General features: G+C 72.1%; 13 protein-coding genes. 8 read left to right on the top strand and 5 right to left on the bottom strand.

Going from position 1 to position 16,348, the window contains the following annotated elements; genetic code table 11:
• Positions 1 to 24: 24 nt before the first annotated feature.
• Positions 25 to 681 carry a mycothiol-dependent nitroreductase Rv2466c family protein gene (locus BJ981_RS21260; RefSeq protein ID WP_184613039.1) on the bottom strand — a complete coding sequence of 219 codons (657 nt, stop codon included), beginning with the start codon at positions 679 to 681 and terminating at the stop codon, positions 25 to 27.
• Positions 682 to 1,041: 360 nt separating this feature from the next.
• On the opposite strand from BJ981_RS21260, the gene pepN reads away from it, so the two are divergent.
• The 4 genes from pepN to BJ981_RS21240 all read left to right on the top strand — a co-directional run bounded on the left by pepN (position 1,042) and on the right by BJ981_RS21240 (position 7,213).
• Positions 1,042 to 3,609, top strand: a complete 2,568-nt coding sequence (gene pepN / locus BJ981_RS21255) for an aminopeptidase N (RefSeq protein WP_184613038.1) — start codon at positions 1,042 to 1,044, stop codon at positions 3,607 to 3,609.
• A 174-nt stretch (positions 3,610 to 3,783) separates the two neighbouring features.
• Positions 3,784 to 4,344, top strand: a complete 561-nt coding sequence (locus BJ981_RS21250) for a LemA family protein (RefSeq protein ID WP_204070745.1) — start codon at positions 3,784 to 3,786, stop codon at positions 4,342 to 4,344.
• Between the two features lie 15 nt (positions 4,345 to 4,359).
• Positions 4,360 to 6,219, top strand: a complete 1,860-nt coding sequence (locus BJ981_RS21245; protein ID WP_184613037.1) for a DUF2207 family protein — start codon at positions 4,360 to 4,362, stop codon at positions 6,217 to 6,219.
• 13 nt (positions 6,220 to 6,232) lie between these two features.
• On the top strand, positions 6,233 to 7,213 hold the full coding sequence (locus BJ981_RS21240) for a hypothetical protein (RefSeq protein ID WP_184613036.1): 981 nt from the start codon (positions 6,233 to 6,235) through the stop codon (positions 7,211 to 7,213).
• A gap of 3 nt (positions 7,214 to 7,216) precedes the next feature.
• Here the strand turns inward: BJ981_RS21240 and BJ981_RS21235 are convergent, their stop codons facing one another.
• Positions 7,217 to 8,635, bottom strand: coding sequence for an amidase (locus BJ981_RS21235; RefSeq protein ID WP_184613035.1), 1,419 nt, complete (start codon positions 8,633 to 8,635; stop codon positions 7,217 to 7,219).
• 203 nt (positions 8,636 to 8,838) lie between these two features.
• Here BJ981_RS21235 and BJ981_RS21230 point away from each other — a divergent pair, with 203 nt between their 5' ends.
• From BJ981_RS21230 to BJ981_RS21220, 3 genes are all read left to right on the top strand, one after another.
• Positions 8,839 to 9,606 (top strand): nuclease-related domain-containing protein, encoded by a 768-nt coding sequence (locus tag BJ981_RS21230; RefSeq protein ID WP_239139779.1) that lies wholly within the window; start codon positions 8,839 to 8,841, stop codon positions 9,604 to 9,606.
• Positions 9,607 to 9,811: 205 nt separating this feature from the next.
• On the top strand, positions 9,812 to 11,650 hold the full coding sequence (gene ilvD, locus BJ981_RS21225) for a dihydroxy-acid dehydratase (RefSeq protein WP_184613033.1): 1,839 nt from the start codon (positions 9,812 to 9,814) through the stop codon (positions 11,648 to 11,650).
• Positions 11,651 to 11,766: 116 nt separating this feature from the next.
• The gene (locus tag BJ981_RS21220; protein WP_184613032.1) at positions 11,767 to 12,243 is read left to right on the top strand and encodes a helix-turn-helix transcriptional regulator; all 477 of its coding nucleotides are present in this window, start codon (positions 11,767 to 11,769) and stop codon (positions 12,241 to 12,243) included.
• Positions 12,244 to 12,261: 18 nt separating this feature from the next.
• Here the strand turns inward: BJ981_RS21220 and BJ981_RS21215 are convergent, their stop codons facing one another.
• Both BJ981_RS21215 and BJ981_RS21210 read right to left on the bottom strand, forming a co-directional pair.
• Positions 12,262 to 12,465 carry an FmdB family zinc ribbon protein gene (locus BJ981_RS21215; RefSeq protein WP_184613031.1) on the bottom strand — a complete coding sequence of 68 codons (204 nt, stop codon included), beginning with the start codon at positions 12,463 to 12,465 and terminating at the stop codon, positions 12,262 to 12,264.
• 63 nt (positions 12,466 to 12,528) lie between these two features.
• Positions 12,529 to 13,038, bottom strand: coding sequence for an HNH endonuclease (locus BJ981_RS21210; protein WP_184613030.1), 510 nt, complete (start codon positions 13,036 to 13,038; stop codon positions 12,529 to 12,531).
• Positions 13,039 to 13,405: 367 nt separating this feature from the next.
• Here BJ981_RS21210 and BJ981_RS21205 point away from each other — a divergent pair, with 367 nt between their 5' ends.
• The gene (locus tag BJ981_RS21205) at positions 13,406 to 15,478 is read left to right on the top strand and encodes a prolyl oligopeptidase family serine peptidase (RefSeq protein WP_184613029.1); all 2,073 of its coding nucleotides are present in this window, start codon (positions 13,406 to 13,408) and stop codon (positions 15,476 to 15,478) included.
• A gap of 6 nt (positions 15,479 to 15,484) precedes the next feature.
• Here the strand turns inward: BJ981_RS21205 and purU are convergent, their stop codons facing one another.
• Positions 15,485 to 16,333 (bottom strand): formyltetrahydrofolate deformylase, encoded by an 849-nt coding sequence (gene purU / locus BJ981_RS21200; RefSeq protein WP_184613028.1) that lies wholly within the window; start codon positions 16,331 to 16,333, stop codon positions 15,485 to 15,487.
• Positions 16,334 to 16,348: the final 15 nt, after the last annotated feature.

Here is a 16,348-nt window from a genome sequence, read left to right as displayed (position 1 = left end):
AACCCTCCGGCGCGCCCGGGCGGGTCAGTCGAAGATCGGGGAGCGGGTGCGCGAGCGCTTCAGTTCGAAGAAGCCGTCGGTCCGCGCGACGAGCAGCACCCCGTCCCAGAGCTTGGCGGCGTCCTCGCCCTTGGGAGCCGGGGAGACGACGGGCCCGAAGAAGGCCACCTCGTCCACGGCGATGACGGGGGTGCCGACCTCCTGGCCGACGAGTCCGATGCCGCGCTCGTGCGACCGGCGCACGGCCTCGTCGTACTGGGTGGTGGTCGCGGCCTCGGTGAGGGCCGGGTCCAGTCCCGCGGCCTCCAGGGCCTCCCCGACGACCTCGCGGAACACCTCGGAGACGCCGGAGCCCTCCTCCGCGCCGCCGATCTCGGCGGACTTGAGCCGTCCCTGGTTGTGGATGCGGGTCCCGAGCTCGGTGTACAGGGAGCCGAGGACGCCCTCGCCGTACTTCTCGGCCGCGGCCTGGAGCACGCGGACGGGCTTGATGGCGTGCTTGAGGATCTCCTTGTACTCCGGGGAGACGTCCTTGCCCTCGTTCAGCACGGCGAGGCTCATGATGTGCCAGCGCGGTTCGATCGGCCGCACGGCGGCGACCTCGTGGACCCAGCGCGACGTCATCCACGCCCATGGGCAGATCGGATCGAACCAGAAGTCCACCGGGATTCGTTCAGTCATGGCCGTCTTCCTGCTCGTTGTTCCAGTAGCACGTGCGACAACCCCTAGCACCACGACTCTATTCCCTGCAAATTTGATAGGGAATGGAAATGGCGGTGATCGTCCCTTCTGTACCACTGACATCACCGGTATCGGACAGTGACCGATACCCCGTGAGGAGCGGTGACGGCTTGCCCAATTCCTGACTTTCCTCACTCCTCCCGGTCGGGAAGGAGTCTCCCGGAGCGTGCTTCGCGGTCGGCGTAAGCCCCTCACCGGGGGAAAGAGCCCCTTCCGGTGCGGCATTCGCGCGACCGACGTGGCAGGATTCATGCATTCCTCTCGCGAAGGGGCGGGGGAGATTTGTGAAGAGGAGCGGATGTGGCTGGCAACCTGACCCGTGACGAAGCCCGGGAGCGGGCCCGACTGCTCAAGGTCGAGTCCTACTCCGTCGAGCTCGATCTCACCGAGGGCGACGAACGGTTCGAGAGCGTCACGACCGTCCGCTTCTCCAGCGCCGACCCCGGCGCCTCTACCTTCATCGACCTGGCGGGCGCCAAGGTCCGCTCCGCCGTGCTCAACGGCACCGAGCTCGACGTCACCGCCTACGACGCCGAGACCGGCCGCCTGCCCCTGCCCGGGCTCGCCGCGCACAACGAACTGCGCCTCGACGCCGACCTCACCTACATGCGCACCGGCGAGGGCCTCCACCGCTTCGTCGACCCCGTCGACCAGAAGGTCTACCTGCACTCGCAGTTCGAGACCGCCGACGCCCACCGCATGTACGCCTGCTTCGACCAGCCCGACCTGAAGGCGACCTTCGAGCTGTCCGTGCTCGCCCCCGCCGACTGGCAGGTCGTCTCCAACGCCGCCCCCGACTCCGTCGACGACCTGGAGGAGCACCGCGGCCGCCACGGCACCCTCCAGACGGCCAAGCGCTGGCACTTCCCGCCCACCCCGGTGATGTCCACCTACATCACCGCCCTCATCGCCGGGCCGTACGAGGTCGTCCGCGACGAGCACGACGGCATCCCGCTCGGCGTCTACTGCCGCGCGTCCCTGGCCGAGCACCTCGACGCCGGCAACGTGCTGGAGCTCACCAAGCAGGGCTTCGACTTCTTCCACCGGGTGTTCGGCCTGCGCTACGCCTTCGGCAAGTACGACCAGATCTTCGTGCCCGAGTTCAACGCGGGCGCCATGGAGAACGCCGGCGCGGTCACCTTCCTGGAGGACTACATCTTCCGCTCCCGCGTCACCGACGCCATGGTGGAGCGCCGCGCCGAGACGATCCTGCACGAGATGGCGCACATGTGGTTCGGCGACCTGGTCACCATGCGCTGGTGGGACGACCTGTGGCTCAACGAGTCCTTCGCCACCTACATGTCGGTGCTGTGCCAGGCCGAGGCCACCCGCTGGGGGCAGGGCGCCTGGACCACGTTCGCCAACGTCGAGAAGTCCTGGGCCTACCGCCAGGACCAGCTCCCCTCCACCCACCCCATCGCCGCCGACATCCCCGACATGCAGGCGGTCGAGGTCAACTTCGACGGCATCACCTACGCCAAGGGCGCGGCGGTGCTCAAGCAGCTCGTCGCCTACGTCGGCCTGGACAACTTCCTGGCGGGCGTGCGCGACTACTTCGGCGAGCACGCCTGGGGCAACACCGAGCTGAAGGACCTGCTGTCGGCGCTGGAGCGCACCTCCGGCCGCGACCTGTCCTCCTGGTCGAAGGAATGGCTGGAGACCTCCTGGGTCAACACCCTGCGCCCGTCCTTCACCGTCGACGAGCAGGGGCGCTTCCTCGGCTTCGACGTGCTGCAGGAGGCCCCGGCCGACTACCCGACGCTGCGCTCGCACCGCGTCGCCATCGGCCTGTACTCCCGGCAGGGCGAGACCCTCACGCGGGTCAAGCGCGTCGAGCTGGACGTCGTCGGCGCCCGCACTCCCGTGCACGAGCTGGTCGGCGAGCCCCAGCCGGACCTGATCCTCATCAACGACGACGACCTGACCTACGCCAAGATCCGCCTGGACGAGCGCTCGCTGCGCACGCTCGTCGACGGCGGCATCGCGGCGGTCACCGAGTCCCTGCCGCGGGCCCTGTGCTGGTCGGCCGCCTGGGACATGACCCGCGACGCCGAGATGGCGACCCGCGACTACGTCAGGCTCGTCATCTCGGGCGTCCACTCGATCACCGACATCACCGTGCTGCAGACGGTGCTGCGCCAGGCCCGCCTGGCCGTCCAGCAGTACGCCGACCCGGCCTGGCGCGACACCGGCCTGGCCGGGCTGTCGCGTGCCCTGCGCGACCTGATCGCCACGGCCGAGCCGGGCTCCGACCACCAGCTCGCCTACGTCAACGCCTTCACCGCGGGCGCCACCTCCCCCGAGGACCTCGCCTTCGTGAAGGCGATCCTGGACGGCGAGGCGGCGCCCGAGGGCCTGACCGTCGACGCCGACCTCCGCTGGACGCTGATCCACGCCCTGGTGTCCGGCGGTGTCTACGGCGACGCCGACATCGCCGAGGAGCTGCGGCGCGACCCGACGGCCACCGGCGAGCGCTCCGCGGCGCTGTGCCGTGCGGCGATCCCGACGGCCGAGGGCAAGGCCGAGGCGTGGGCGTCCATCGTCGGCGGCACGCTGAGCGGCGCGGTGCTGCGCTCCACGATCGTCGGCTTCATGGACCCCCACCACACCGAGCTGCTCCAGCCGTACGGCGAGCTGTTCTTCTCCGAGGTCGGCCGCATCTACAAGGAGTGGACGTTCGACACCGCGCAGCGCTTCGCCATGGGCTGCTACCCCATGCTGCTGATCGAGCCGTCCACGGTCGCCCGCACGCAGGACTACATCTCCGCCGAGGAGCCGCCGCACGCCCTGCGCCGCCTGCTGCTGGAGGGTGCGGACGGCATCAGCCGCGCGCTGCGCGCCCGAGCCCGCGACGCCTCGGCGGCCTGACCGCCCGAGCCCTGCCCGCCCGGCCATGAGCCGGGCGGGCGGTGACGGCTTCAGCGCGCTGTAAGCACGCTGCAAGCCCGGGCGGGTCTCATGGGAGCCGAGCAGGACGGCGGCCCGCCGCACGGCCGGATACGGCGGATGTGCGCGCCGTCCCGTACGCCCGGGAGGCCCTCCTTGATCGCCCTCGTCGCCGCCGGCGCCCTCGCCCTCCTCTTCGCCCTCCTCGTCTTCGCCGCCGTCGGCGCCTACAACGGCCTGGTCCGGAGGCGGGGAGCCGTCGACAACGCCTGGGCGCAGATCGACGTGCAGCTCAAGCGCCGCCACGACCTGATCCCGAACCTGGTCGAGACCGTCAAGGGGTACGCGGCGCACGAGCGCGGCACCCTGGAGGCCGTGACCGCGGCCCGGCGTCAGGCGGCCTCCGCCCACGGCCCCCAGGACCAGGCCGTGGCCGAGAACATGCTGACCGGCGCGCTGCGCGGCCTCTTCGCCGTCTCGGAGGCCTACCCCGCGCTGAAGGCGGACCGGAACTTCGCGGCCCTGCAGGACGAGCTGGCCAACGGCGAGAACCGCATCGCCTACGCGCGGCAGTACTACAACGACGCCGTCCTGGCCTACAACAACGGCATCCAGACCGTTCCCGCGAACGTCGTGGCGGGCATGGCGGGCTTCCGGGAACGGGAGTACTTCCAGGCTCCCGGCGAGGAGCGCGGCCCGGTCCAGGTCCGCTTCTAGGCCGTTTCCCCGACCATGGTCTTCTTCGTCGCCGCCGCGGTCGCCGCCGGCCTGTGGCTGCTGCTTCTGGCGGCGCTGGCCGCCGCCACCCGCACCCCGGCCGTCGTCCCCGGCCCCGCCACCGCGGAGCTGCGCGAGGAGTCGCCCGCGCTGGTCGGCCTGATCACCGGCGGCGTGCGGCTCGGCGACGAGGCCGTGGCGGCCACCCTGCTGGACCTGGCGGCGCGGGGGGCCGTCCAGATCGAGGAGATCGGGCCCGAACTGTCCCTGGTGCGGCTCCGCGTGCCCGGGACGCCGCTGCGGCCCTACGAGAAGCTCGTGTACGACCATGTGCGGTCCCTGGCGACCGACGGCGTGGTGGCCACGGGAGCGCTCGCGGAGGGCTCCCGCAACCTCGGCCGCTGGTGGAAGAGCTTCAGGAAGAAGGTGATCGCGGAGGCGCGCGAGAAGGGCCTGTCGCGCCCGCGCTGGAACCGGGTCCAGGCGGCCGTGCTGACCGCCGCCGCGGCCGTGCCCGCCGGAGCGCTCGGGGTCGCCGTGAGCGTCACCACGCACTCCTCCTCCTCGGACGGCGACGGGGGCTTCGCCGCGGCGGTCCTGGGGTTCGGCGCGCTGGTCGCGCTGATGGGCAGGCTGAACGGCGAGCGCGGCACCGCCGAGGGCGCGCGCGTGGCCGGGTACTGGATGGGCGTGCGCGCGCACCTGGCGGCGGGCGAGGGGTTCGCCGAGCGGCCCGCCGCCGCCGTCACGATCTGGGGGCGGCACCTGGCCTACGCCGCCGCCCTGGGCTTGGCGGGCCGGGCCGTGGCGAGCCTGCCGATCGGCCGTCCCGCCGACGACCGGCGCGCCTGGTCCGATTTCGGCGGCATGTGGCACGTGGTCACGGTGACCTACCCTCGCCGGTTCCTGTGGGGCCGCCCGCCGGGCCCGATCGTGTTCGCCGCGCTCGCCGCCGCGTTCTTCTGCGGCTTCTGGACCTGGCTGCTCGGCGTCGTCGGCTCCGCCGTGTTCGACTGGCCGGGGTCCCTGAACCTGCCCGTGGCCGTCCTGGCCGCCGGGCTGACGGCCGGCGTGCCGATCTACCGCGTCCTGGCGGACCTCACCACCAAGGCGGAGGCCGAGGGGCAGATCGTGCGGCTGCGCCGGTTCCGGGTGGGCGGCGACGACGATCCGAAGTACGCCTACTGGCTCGCGCTGGACGACGGCCGCACGCGCGAGGTGAAGGCGTACGGCATCGCCGAGGAGCTGTGGCGGCCCCTCGCCGAGGGGGACCTGGTGCGGGCGCGCGTGGGACGCAGGACCGGCTGGGTCGAGGCCGTGGAGGTGCTCACCGGCTCACGCCACCGCGGCGCCGCGTCCTACGACGACACCGGCGAGCACCTGCTGGAGGCCCCGGAGAACCTCGGGGAGGTCTCCGTGTTCGGCGCCGCGTCCCGCCGCCGGGACGAGGAGGAGCCCGGCGGCCCGGCCTCGCTCGTCACCCCCGCCGACCTGCGCCGGGCGCTCGGCGTCCCCTTCGGCCCCGCCGGGGCGTGGGCGGGCGACACGCCCATGCCGCCCTGGCTCGCCGTGCGCTCGTGCCGGTACGAGGCGACCGGGGCCACCCCGGTGACCGTGGACGTGCACGCCGCCGCCGGGCCCCGGGCCGTCTTCCTGATCGCCCTCGGCGGGACGCTCAGCCGCGAGAAGGGGCGGCCGGTCCCCGGCATGGGCGGGCGCGCCATGCTCTACCCGGGCGTGGTGGCGGCGCGGACGTCCCAGGGCGCCTTCGCCGTCCACGTCCGATCGCCCGCGGGGCCGCCGCCTCCCGGGGCGCTGATCGGGCTCGCCCGCGCGGTGGTCGCGCGGGCCGAGGGAACCTCACCGGTCGCGTGAGAAGGTGTCCAGGGTGAACTCCCCTCTCGACCTGCTCACCGCGCTCGCGCGCAGGTACGCCTTCGCCGATCTCGGCGCCCTGGCCCCCATGGTCGTCCCCCATGCGGTGCTGGTCCCCGCCCTGTGCGAGTTCGGGCAGCGCCTGCTGACGCTGGACGCCGAGGACTTCGCCGCCGAGGCCGACGCCGCGGCCGTGCGGAGCGACCTGCGCAGGCGGGCGCGCGACTGTCACATGCCGCAGACGCCGCGCGAGCGGCCCCGCGGGGCCCTGGCCTCGCTCAGGCCGGCCTACGGGCTGCTGCTGGAAGTGATCAAGATCCGCTGGGAGCGGCGGGAGCTCAGCTCGATGATCGCGGCCCTGCACATCGCCGGCGAGTACCTGCCCTTGCTGGCCTTCGAGCCGGTGCTCGGCCACTCGGGCGACCCGGCGCGCTGGCCGGAGGGCCTGCGCGCCGAGGGCAGCCGCTTCGGGGCGATCGGCGACCGGGAGTGCGACCACACCAAGTCGGAGAAGTCCGCCGCCGAGCGCACGCTGCGGGTGGCGCAGGAGCCGCCGGAGGGCTGGCGGACGTACTTCGACCGCCAGCACAGCCAGCTCGCCGGGGCGCTCGCCACGTGCGTGGCCAAGTGCCGCAAGCCCTGCACGGCGATGGACTGGATCCCCGAGGAGGCACGCCACGGCCTGGCCCTGCGCTGCAAGGTGGCGCTGACCTTCGCCGACACCCCGGTGGTGCGGCTGCGCCACGCCGCGCCGGTCGGCCACGGCTTCGGGGTGCCCTCGCCCGAGGAGGTGCTGGACGCCTGGGCCAGGAGCCGGGCGCTCCTGGACAAGAACGGCGTCGGCCACCGGGCCACCCGGGACGACGGCTTCCCGCTGCCGGGCCTGCCGAGCCTGTTCGGCGCGGTCGCCGGCGCGCCGATCCGCCCGGCGACGCTCCTGGCGGACGTCTCGGCCGAGCTGGTCAGGCTGATCGGCGTGCCGCGCCCGCGGTGACCGTCACCACAGCGCGGGGCGCCGCTCGCCCCAGAACCCGCCGACGGCCGCCTCGACCTGGGCCGACAGCGAGATCAGCGTGGCCTCGTCGCCGAAGCGCCCGGCGAGCATCACGCCGATGGGCAGCCCGGCCTCCGTCCAGTGCAGGGGGAGGTTGACGGCCGGCTGGCCGCTGACGTTGCAGGTCGCGGCGAAGGGGGCGAAACGCTCCATGCGCTCGAATGTGACCTGGGGGTCGTCGGCGTCCTCGAACCAGCCGACCGGCGCGGGCGGCTGGGTGACGGTGGGCGTCAGCACCGCGTCGAACTCGTTCATGACCAGGAACGCGAAGCGGGTGGCCGTCTGGAGAGCCGCCTGGGCCTGCAGGAAGTCCGGGGCGCTGGTGGCGAAGCCGCGCTCGCGCAGCCATCGCGTCAAGGGCCGGAGCCGGGGTTCCAGCGACGGGTCCACCGGGTGCATGCAGGCGAAGCAGAACCACAGCTTCTCGAACTCGGCGACGATCGAGGAGTCGAACGGCGCGGGCATGTCCACGATCTCGTGGCCGAGCGAGGCCAGCAGGCGCGAGGCGTCCTCGTAGGCGGCGAGGACGTCCGGGTGGACCTCGGCGCCCGGCACGACCGGCGTGGCGTAGCGGCCGATCCTGAGGCGGCCCGGCGGCCGGGTTGCGGCCTCGGCGAAGCCGATCGGGGACGGAGGGGCGACGTACAGGTCGCCCGGCTGGTTGTGCGCCATGACGTCCAGCAGCGCGGCGGCGTCGGCGACCGTGCGGGCCAGCGGGCCGTTGGTGGACAGTCCCGCGAGGTCGGGGACGATCGGGGCGAACGAGATGCGCCCGCGGGTGGGCTTGATGCCGTACAGGCCGCACACCGAGGCGGGGATGCGGATCGAGCCCGCGCCGTCGCTGCCGTGCGCGGCCGGGGCCAGCCCCGCGGCGACCGCCGCCGCGGCCCCGCCGCTCGAACCGCCCGCGGACCTGCTCAGGTCCCACGGAGTGCGCGCCGGGGGCGAGACGTCGGTCTCGGTGTAGCAGGGGAGGCCGAACTCGGGTGTGGCCGTCTTGCCGATCATGATCGTCCCGGCGTCGCGCAGGCGCTCGACCACGCTGTCGTCCAGGGGCGCGACGAACCCCTCGTAGGTGGCGGAGCCGAACAGGACGGGGACGTCCTTGACCAGGTTGAGGTCCTTGATCGGGACGGGGACGCCGAGCAGCGGGGGCAGGTCGCCGCCGCGCATGACCGTCTCCTCGGCGTCGCGCGCCTGCTCCAGGGCCCGCTCGGGGGTCGGGGTGACGAAGGCCCCGACCTCGGGACCGAGCCGTTCGACGCGCTCCAGATAGTGCTTGGTGACCTCTACCGGGGACAGCTCCCTGGACCGTACGGCCGCCGCGAGTTCCAGGGCTGTGAGATCATGTATCTGCGCCACGATCCGCACAGTAGGGCCCGCGCTTCGAGTTATCTAGAGAGAAAAGAGATAGATACCCGGCTTTTCGCCCTACGATGCGAGAACGTGCGGCCACAAAAATGTGAACTAGCCAACACTAGGCACACCCTTGGGCGTCAACTACCGTGAGTTACGTGGATTCCGGGCCAGAACCTGACGACGGTCACAATACGTCACCTATATGGGTGAGTGACCGTTCCTCGGAGCCGAAATCTCGGCCTTCAGCTCCCGAGGCGACCTATACGCCCATCGAGCGCGTCTCCCTCGCCGGGTTGCTCCAGCAGCCCAGATACCGGCATCTGCGGGTGCGCGCCCTCATCGCCGCCGGCGCGGCGCTGCTGGTGGGCATACCCATGTGGAGCTGGCGCCTCGGGCTGGTCGCCGCGATCATCGCCGCGATCGCCGACACGGTCTACCGCGCGCGCACGTCGTCCTCGGTCGCGCCCTGGCGGCGCGCCTCGGCGGCCGAGCGGCGCACCGAGGCCCAGCTGAAGAAGCTGGAGCGCAACGGCTACCTCACGCTGCACGCGCGCGGCTTCCCCGGCAGCGACGCCCAGATCGACCACCTGGTCGTCGGGCCCACCGGCGTGTACGCGGTCGACTCCGAGAAGTGGGACAAGCGCCTGCCCGTCCGGGTCCAGTCGCACCGCAAGCTCTTCCACGGGCCCTTCAACCAGAAGCCGCGCCTGGACGAGGCCCGCTGGGAGGCCTCGCAGGCCGGCGAGCTGATCGGCAAGGCACTCGGCCGCGAGATCACCGTCGTGCCGTCCCTGGCCATCTACGGCCCCGCCATCCCCTGGAAGATCCTCAACATCCGCGAGGTGGACGTCTTCGACGGCTCGCGGACGCGCAAGTGGATCACCAACCGCGAGCGCTCCCTCACCGACGAGGAGATCGAGCAGATCTTCGCCGCGGCCGAGCAGGTGCTGCCCGCGCGCTACCCCGAGAACTGACCGTCGAGAGGGTCCTTCGGGGTTCCCGTCACCGAACACCACTGCCCCCGGGAGCCCCGAAGGACCTTGTCTCGTGCCGGTCCGGCGCCGTCCGTCCTGTGGACCACGTGTCTTGACAGGCGGGCGGTGGCCGTACCATTTGAAGACTCAGGCGCGAAGCCTTCGCGGAAAGGCCCGCCGCGGTCGTCGGATGGGAGATACGGACATGCCGGCCCTCAGGTCACGCACGGTCACTCACGGCAGGAACATGGCGGGCGCCCGCGCCCTCCTCCGGGCCACGGGCGTGGCCGGCTCCGACTTCGGCAAGCCGATCGTCGCGGTGGCCAACAGCTTCACCCAGTTCGTCCCCGGCCACGTCCATCTGCGCGAGGTCGCCGACGTGGTCGCCGGCGCCGTCCGCGAGGCCGGGGCCATCCCCCGCGAGTTCAACACCATCGCCGTCGACGACGGCATCGCCATGGGCCACGGGGGCATGCTCTACTCCCTGCCCTCCCGCGAGCTGATCGCCGACGCCGTCGAGTACATGGTGAACGCCCACTGCGCCGACGCGCTGGTCTGCGTCTCCAACTGCGACAAGATCACCCCGGGCATGCTGCTGGCCGCGTTCCGGCTCAACATCCCGACCGTCTTCGTCTCCGGCGGCCCCATGGAGGCCGGCAAGACCCCCGGCCGCAAGCTCGACCTCATCGACCCGATGATCGCCGCGGCCGACGACGCCGTCTCCGACGCCGAGCTCCTCGAGATGGAGGAGAACGCCTGCCCCACCTGCGGCTCGTGCAGCGGCATGTTCACCGCCAACTCCATGAACTGTCTCACCGAGGCGCTCGGCCTGGCCCTGCCGGGCAACGGCACCACCCTCGCCACCCACACGGCGCGCAAGGCCCTGTTCGAGAAGGCCGGGCGCCAGGTCGTCGAGATCGCCCGCCGCTACTACGAGCAGGACGACGCGTCGGTGCTGCCGCGCGCCATCGCCACCCGCGACGCCTTCGAGAACGCCATGGCGCTGGACGTCGCCATGGGCGGCTCGACCAACACCATCCTCCACCTGCTGGCCGCGGCCCGTGAGGCCGGCGTGGACTTCGGCCTCAAAGAGATCAACGAGCTGTCGCTGCGCGTCCCCTGCCTGTGCAAGGTCGCGCCCGCCACGGCGAAGTACCACGTCGAGGACGTGCACCGCGCCGGCGGCATCCCGGCCATCCTGGGCGAGCTGGACCGCGCGGGTCTGCTCCACCGCGACGCCCACAGCGTGCACGCCTCCTCCCTGACCGAGTTCCTCGGCGCCTGGGACCCGCAGTCCCCCGGCGTCACCGAGGAGGCCCTGGAGCTGTGGCACGCCGCCCCCGGCAACGTGCGCACGGTCAAGGCCTACTCGCAGGACGCCCGGTGGGACTCCCTGGACCTGGACCGCGCCGAGGGCTGCGTCCGCGACCTGGAGCACGCCTACACCCGCGACGGCGGCCTGGCCGTCCTGTACGGCAACATCTCGCCCGACGGCGCCATCGTCAAGACGGCGGGCGTCGACGAGTCGATCTGGCGGTTCAGCGGCCCCGCGGTGGTGTTCGAGTCGCAGGAGGACGCCGTCGACGGCATCCTGGGCGGCAAGGTGTCGGCGGGCGACGTCGTGGTGATCCGCTACGAGGGCCCCAAGGGCGGCCCCGGCATGCAGGAGATGCTCTACCCGACCAGCTTCCTGAAGGGCAAGGGTCTCGGCAAGGCGTGCGCGCTGGTCACCGACGGCCGCTTCTCCGGCGGCACCTCCGGCCTGTCCATCGGCCACGCCTCCCCCGAGGCCGCCGAGGGCGGCGTCATCGCGCTGGTCGAGGACGGCGACCTCATCGAGATCGACATCCCCGGGCGGAGCATGGAGCTGCGGGTCCCCGAGACCGAGCTGGCCGCGCGGCGCGAGCGCCTGCTGTCGTCCCTGGGCGGCTACCGCCCGCGCGAGCGCACCCGCCCGGTGAGCGCCGCCCTGCAGGCCTACGCCGCGCTCACGACCTCGGCCTCCACGGGCGCGTCCCGCGACCTGTCCCAGCTCTCCCGCTGACCACGTCGCGGGGGTTAGACGGACGTCACCCGGGGGTCGGGAAGAGTCGCCCCCGGGATGCCCGTACGGCGATCTGGTGTTCGAAAAATGTCGGTGTGCGGCGGTAGTCTTGAGGCATGGCAAACGTCACCACGCCCCCTTTGACGACCGCCGAAATCGCCGCTCTCGCCCTGTCTCTGGCCCATCTGGGCGAGGGTCCCCAGGCGGTGACCGCCCGCCGGGGCCTGCGCTCGGTTTTCGAACAGCTGGCCCTCGACGACGAGGTCGTGGCCGAGACGCTCGACACCCTGACCACTCCCCTGCCCCCGGACGTCGCCCGGCGCGCCCGCACGATCGCGGGCGCCGTGACCGGCCGTCAGGTGGTGCGCCTGCACTACCGCGACGCCTCCGGGCGGGTGAGCTCGCGCGACGTCGAGCCCGTCACCTGCCTGGTGCACCGGGACCACTGGTACCTGGTGGGCTGGTGCCGCACGGCGGCCGGCATCAGGGCGTTCCGGTTCGACCGCATCGTGGCGGTGGAGCCGACGCTGGTCCCCGCGCGGGCGCACCGCGCCGAGCGCTACCTGCCCTTCCAGCGGAGAAGGGCAGCGTGACCGGGCGGCGGGCGCGCGTCAGCCGCAGCACCCGCCGCCGCAGCAGCCTCCCCCGGCGGACCGGGGGGCCTGCGCGCCGCCCGTGACGGCGACCGTCGACAGCAGTTTGACCGTGTCGTCGTGGCCCTGCGGGCAGACGGCGGCGTCGCCCGCGGCGGACATGGGGCGCGAGAGCTCGAAGGTCGATCCGCAGGCGCGGCAGCGGTAGTCATAACGCGGCATGTCCTCAGGGTACGACGAACCGGGCGGCCCACGGCACCGGGCCGGGGCCGCCCGTCACGCTCCTCAGGCGGCCGTCTCGGCGAGATAGGGCGCCCACTGGGGGTCGCCGTCGAACTGCGCCCCGATGAGCCGCCAGTGGACGCCTCGCGGCACCACGGGCGCGACGCGCAGCGACCAGCCGATCTCTTCCAGCAGGCGGTCCGCCTTGCGGTGGTTGCACTGCATGCACGAGGCGACGCAGTTCTCCCACGTGTGGAGCCCGCCCCTGGACCGGGGCAGGACGTGGTCGATCGTCTCCGCGCGCTGACCGCAGTACGCGCACCGGTAGTCGTCCCTGCGCATGAGCGCGGCCCGGGTCAGCGGGATGCGCGAGCGGTAAGGAATGCGGACATATCGCCGGAGCCTGATGACCGATGGCACGTCCACCGTGCGCGAGGCGGAGCGGAGCACGGCGCCCCGCCCGTCACGGTGCACGACATCGGCCTTCTCCCTGATCACGAGCACGACGGCCCGGTGCAGGTTGAGGGTGGTCAACGGCTCGAAGGTGGCGTTCAGCAGCAGGACCTGGCGCATCAGCGGGCCCTTCCCGCCATGGACGTCGTCGAAAGGGATGCGCCGCAGCGCACCCCGACTTGCGGCCCGTCGTCTTGGGCCCCGGATGCTTCCGTCACGTGGACCTCCGCCGGACGGCCCAGCGGATGGGTTCCACGGCACCGCCCTTCAGCAAGTGTGGCCTTTCAGACGACCCTCCCGCCACCCCAATTAACGGCCGTGTCGTCCAGACCCCGCCTCCCGTTTTATGTCCGGTTAGCCCGGCTAAGCAAACCTATTAGGCAAAGATCACTGTTGTTCGTACACGATCGCCCGGATCCGGTGCCGACGCGGAGCTTGACAAAACGGTGACTCACGAGCGGTAACAGGGGTGCCATAAGCTCACTACATGACGCGAGTGCCGTACCCGAACGCACGCCGTGACTCCGTGGTCGACCACTATCACGGCACGCCCGTGCCCGATCCGTACCGCTGGCTGGAGGGCGCGGAGGATCCCGCGACCAAGGAGTGGCTCGAGGCGCAGGGCGAGCTGTTCGCCAAGGCCATGGCCGCGTCACCCCTGCGGGACACCTTTCGCGAGCGCATCGCCGAGCTGGTCCGCTCCGGCACGGTCGGCCCACCGGCCTGGCGCGGCGACCGCCGCTTCTTCATGCGCCGCGAGCCCGACCAGGAGCATGCCGTGCTCTACACCGTCGGCCCCGACGAGGTCGAGCACGTCCTGCTCGACCCGATGGCGTTCGACTCCTCCGGCCTGACCACGATCGACTCCTGGCAGCCGGACAAGGAGGGCCGGCGCCTGGCGTACCAGATCTCGGTGGGCGGCGACGAGGAGTCCCGGCTGCACGTCATCGACATCGCGACCGGCGAGCGGCTGGACGGCCCGATCGACCGCTGCCGCTACTCCCCCATCGCCTGGCTGCCGGGCGGCGAGGCGTTCTACTACGTCCGCCGGCTCCACCCCGGCGAGGTCCCCGGAGGCGAGGAGCAGTACCACCGCCGCGTCTACCTGCACCGCCTCGGCACGCCCACCGACGAGGACGTCATGATCTTCGGCGAGGGCATGGAGAAGACCAACTACTACGGCATCTCGGTGTCCCGGGACGGCCGGTGGCTGACGGTCTCGGCGTCGCGGGGCACCGCGCCGCGCAACGACGTCTGGGTCGCCGACCTCGCCGCCTCGCCCCTGGAGTCCCCCCGGTTCGTCACCGTCCAGGAGGGGGTGGACGCGCAGACGGCGCTGCTGTTCGGCCGTGACGGCCTGCTGTACGTCTTCACCGACCGCGACGCCCCGCGCGGCCGCATGTGCGTGACCTCCCCGGACGCCCCGGCCTACGAGGGCTGGCGCGAGCTCGTCCCCGAGGACCCCGAGGCCGTGCTCACCGACTTCGCGATCCTGGACGACCTGGAGCGCCCGGTCATGCTGGTGGGCTGGACCCGCCACGCCATCAGCGAGATCTCCGTGCACGACCTGACCACCGGCGAGAAGGTCGGCGAGGTCCCCACTCCCGGCCTCGGCGCGATCGGCGGCATCACCGAGCGTCCCGAGGGCGGTCACGAGGCCTGGTTCGGCTACACCGACCACACCACTCCCCCGAGCATCCAGCGCTACGACGCCCGCACCGGCGAGACCACGCTGTGGGCGGCGTCCCCCGGCGCCGTGGAGCTGCCCGAGGTCACCACCGAGCAGGTCGTGTACCACTCCGCCGACGGCACCGAGGTCCACATGATCGTGGTGTCCCGGCCCGGCGAGGGGCCCCGCCCGACCATCCTGTACGGCTACGGCGGCTTCGGCCTGTCCATGACGCCGGGCTTCTCCGGGGCCACCCTGGCCTGGGTCGAGGCCGGCGGGGTCTACGCCATCGCCCAGCTGCGCGGCGGCGGCGAGCAGGGCGAGCAGTGGCACCGCGCGGGCATGCTCGCCCACAAGCAGAACGTCTTCGACGACCTGCACGCCGCGGCCGAGCACCTGATCGCCACCGGGGTCACCACCCCGGACCGGCTCGCGATCTCCGGGGGCTCCAACGGCGGGCTGCTGGTCGGCGCGGCCCTCACCCAGCGCCCCGAGCTGTACGCCGCCGTGGCGTGCTCGGCGCCGCTGCTGGACATGGTCAGGTACGAGAAGTTCGGCCTCGGCGCCACCTGGAACGTCGAGTACGGCACCGTCGACGACCCGCAGGAGTTCTCCTGGCTGTGGGGTTACTCGCCGTACCACCACGTCCGCGAGGGCGTGCGCTACCCGGCGACGCTGTTCATGGTCTTCGGCTCCGACACCCGGGTGCATCCTCTGCACGCCTGGAAGATGTGCGCCGCCCTCCAGCATGCCCAGGCGCCGGACGGCCCGCCGATCCTGCTGCGCAACGAGAGCGAGGTGGGCCACGGGGCCCGGGCGGTCAGCCGCTCGGTCGACCTGATGGCCGACCAGTACGCCTTCCTGGCCCAGCACACCGGGCTCACCGGCTGAGGCGCGCTACCTCTGGAAGACGATCGTCTTGTGGCCGTCCAGCACCACGCGCTGCTCCGCGTGCCAGCGGACGGCCCGGGCGAGCGCCAGCCGCTCGACGTCCCTGCCCATCGCGGCGAGGTCGTCGGGCGAGTGCGTGTGGTCCACGCGGGCGACCTCCTGCTCGATGATCGGCCCCTCGTCCAGATCGGCGGTCACGTAGTGCGCGGTCGCGCCGATCAGCTTGACCCCGCGCGAGTACGCCTGGTGGTAGGGCTTGGCGCCCTTGAACGACGGCAGGAACGAGTGGTGGATGTTGATCACCTTGCCGGTGAGCTTGGCGCACAGCTCCTCCGACAGGACCTGCATGTACCGGGCCAGCACCACCAGGTCGGCGCGGTAGTACTCCACCAGCGTGAGGATCTCGGCCTCCTGGCGCTGCTTGGTCTCGGGCGTGATCGGCAGGTGGTGGTAGTCGATGCCGTACGACTGGGTGAGCGGGCGCATGTCGGGGTGGTTGGAGACGACGCCGACGATCTCGATGTCCAGCAGCCCCGAGCGCGTGCGGTACAGCAGGTCGTTCAGGCAGTGGCCGAGCTTGCTCACCATCACGAGCACGCGGGGCTTCACCGCGAGATCGTGCAGCCGGAACTCCATCGCCAGCTCGGGGACCAGCGCGGCGAACGCCGCCCGGAGCTCGTCCTCGGGGAGGGTGGAGGTGAACTGGACGCGCATGAAGAAGCGCCCGGCGAACGGGTCGCCGAACTGCTGGCTCTCGGTGATGTTGCAGCCGTGCGCGGCCAGGACCCCGGAGACGGCGGCCACCACGCCCGGCCGGTCCGGACACGACAAGGTCAGTACGAACTCCGCGCTCACCGGGTCTCACCCTTT

This window comes from Sphaerisporangium krabiense (assembly GCF_014200435.1).
GTDB classification, from domain to species: domain Bacteria; phylum Actinomycetota; class Actinomycetes; order Streptosporangiales; family Streptosporangiaceae; genus Sphaerisporangium; species Sphaerisporangium krabiense.
Note: the sequence above shows the minus strand (reverse complement) of the source record. Positions and strands in the feature narration are given on the sequence as shown.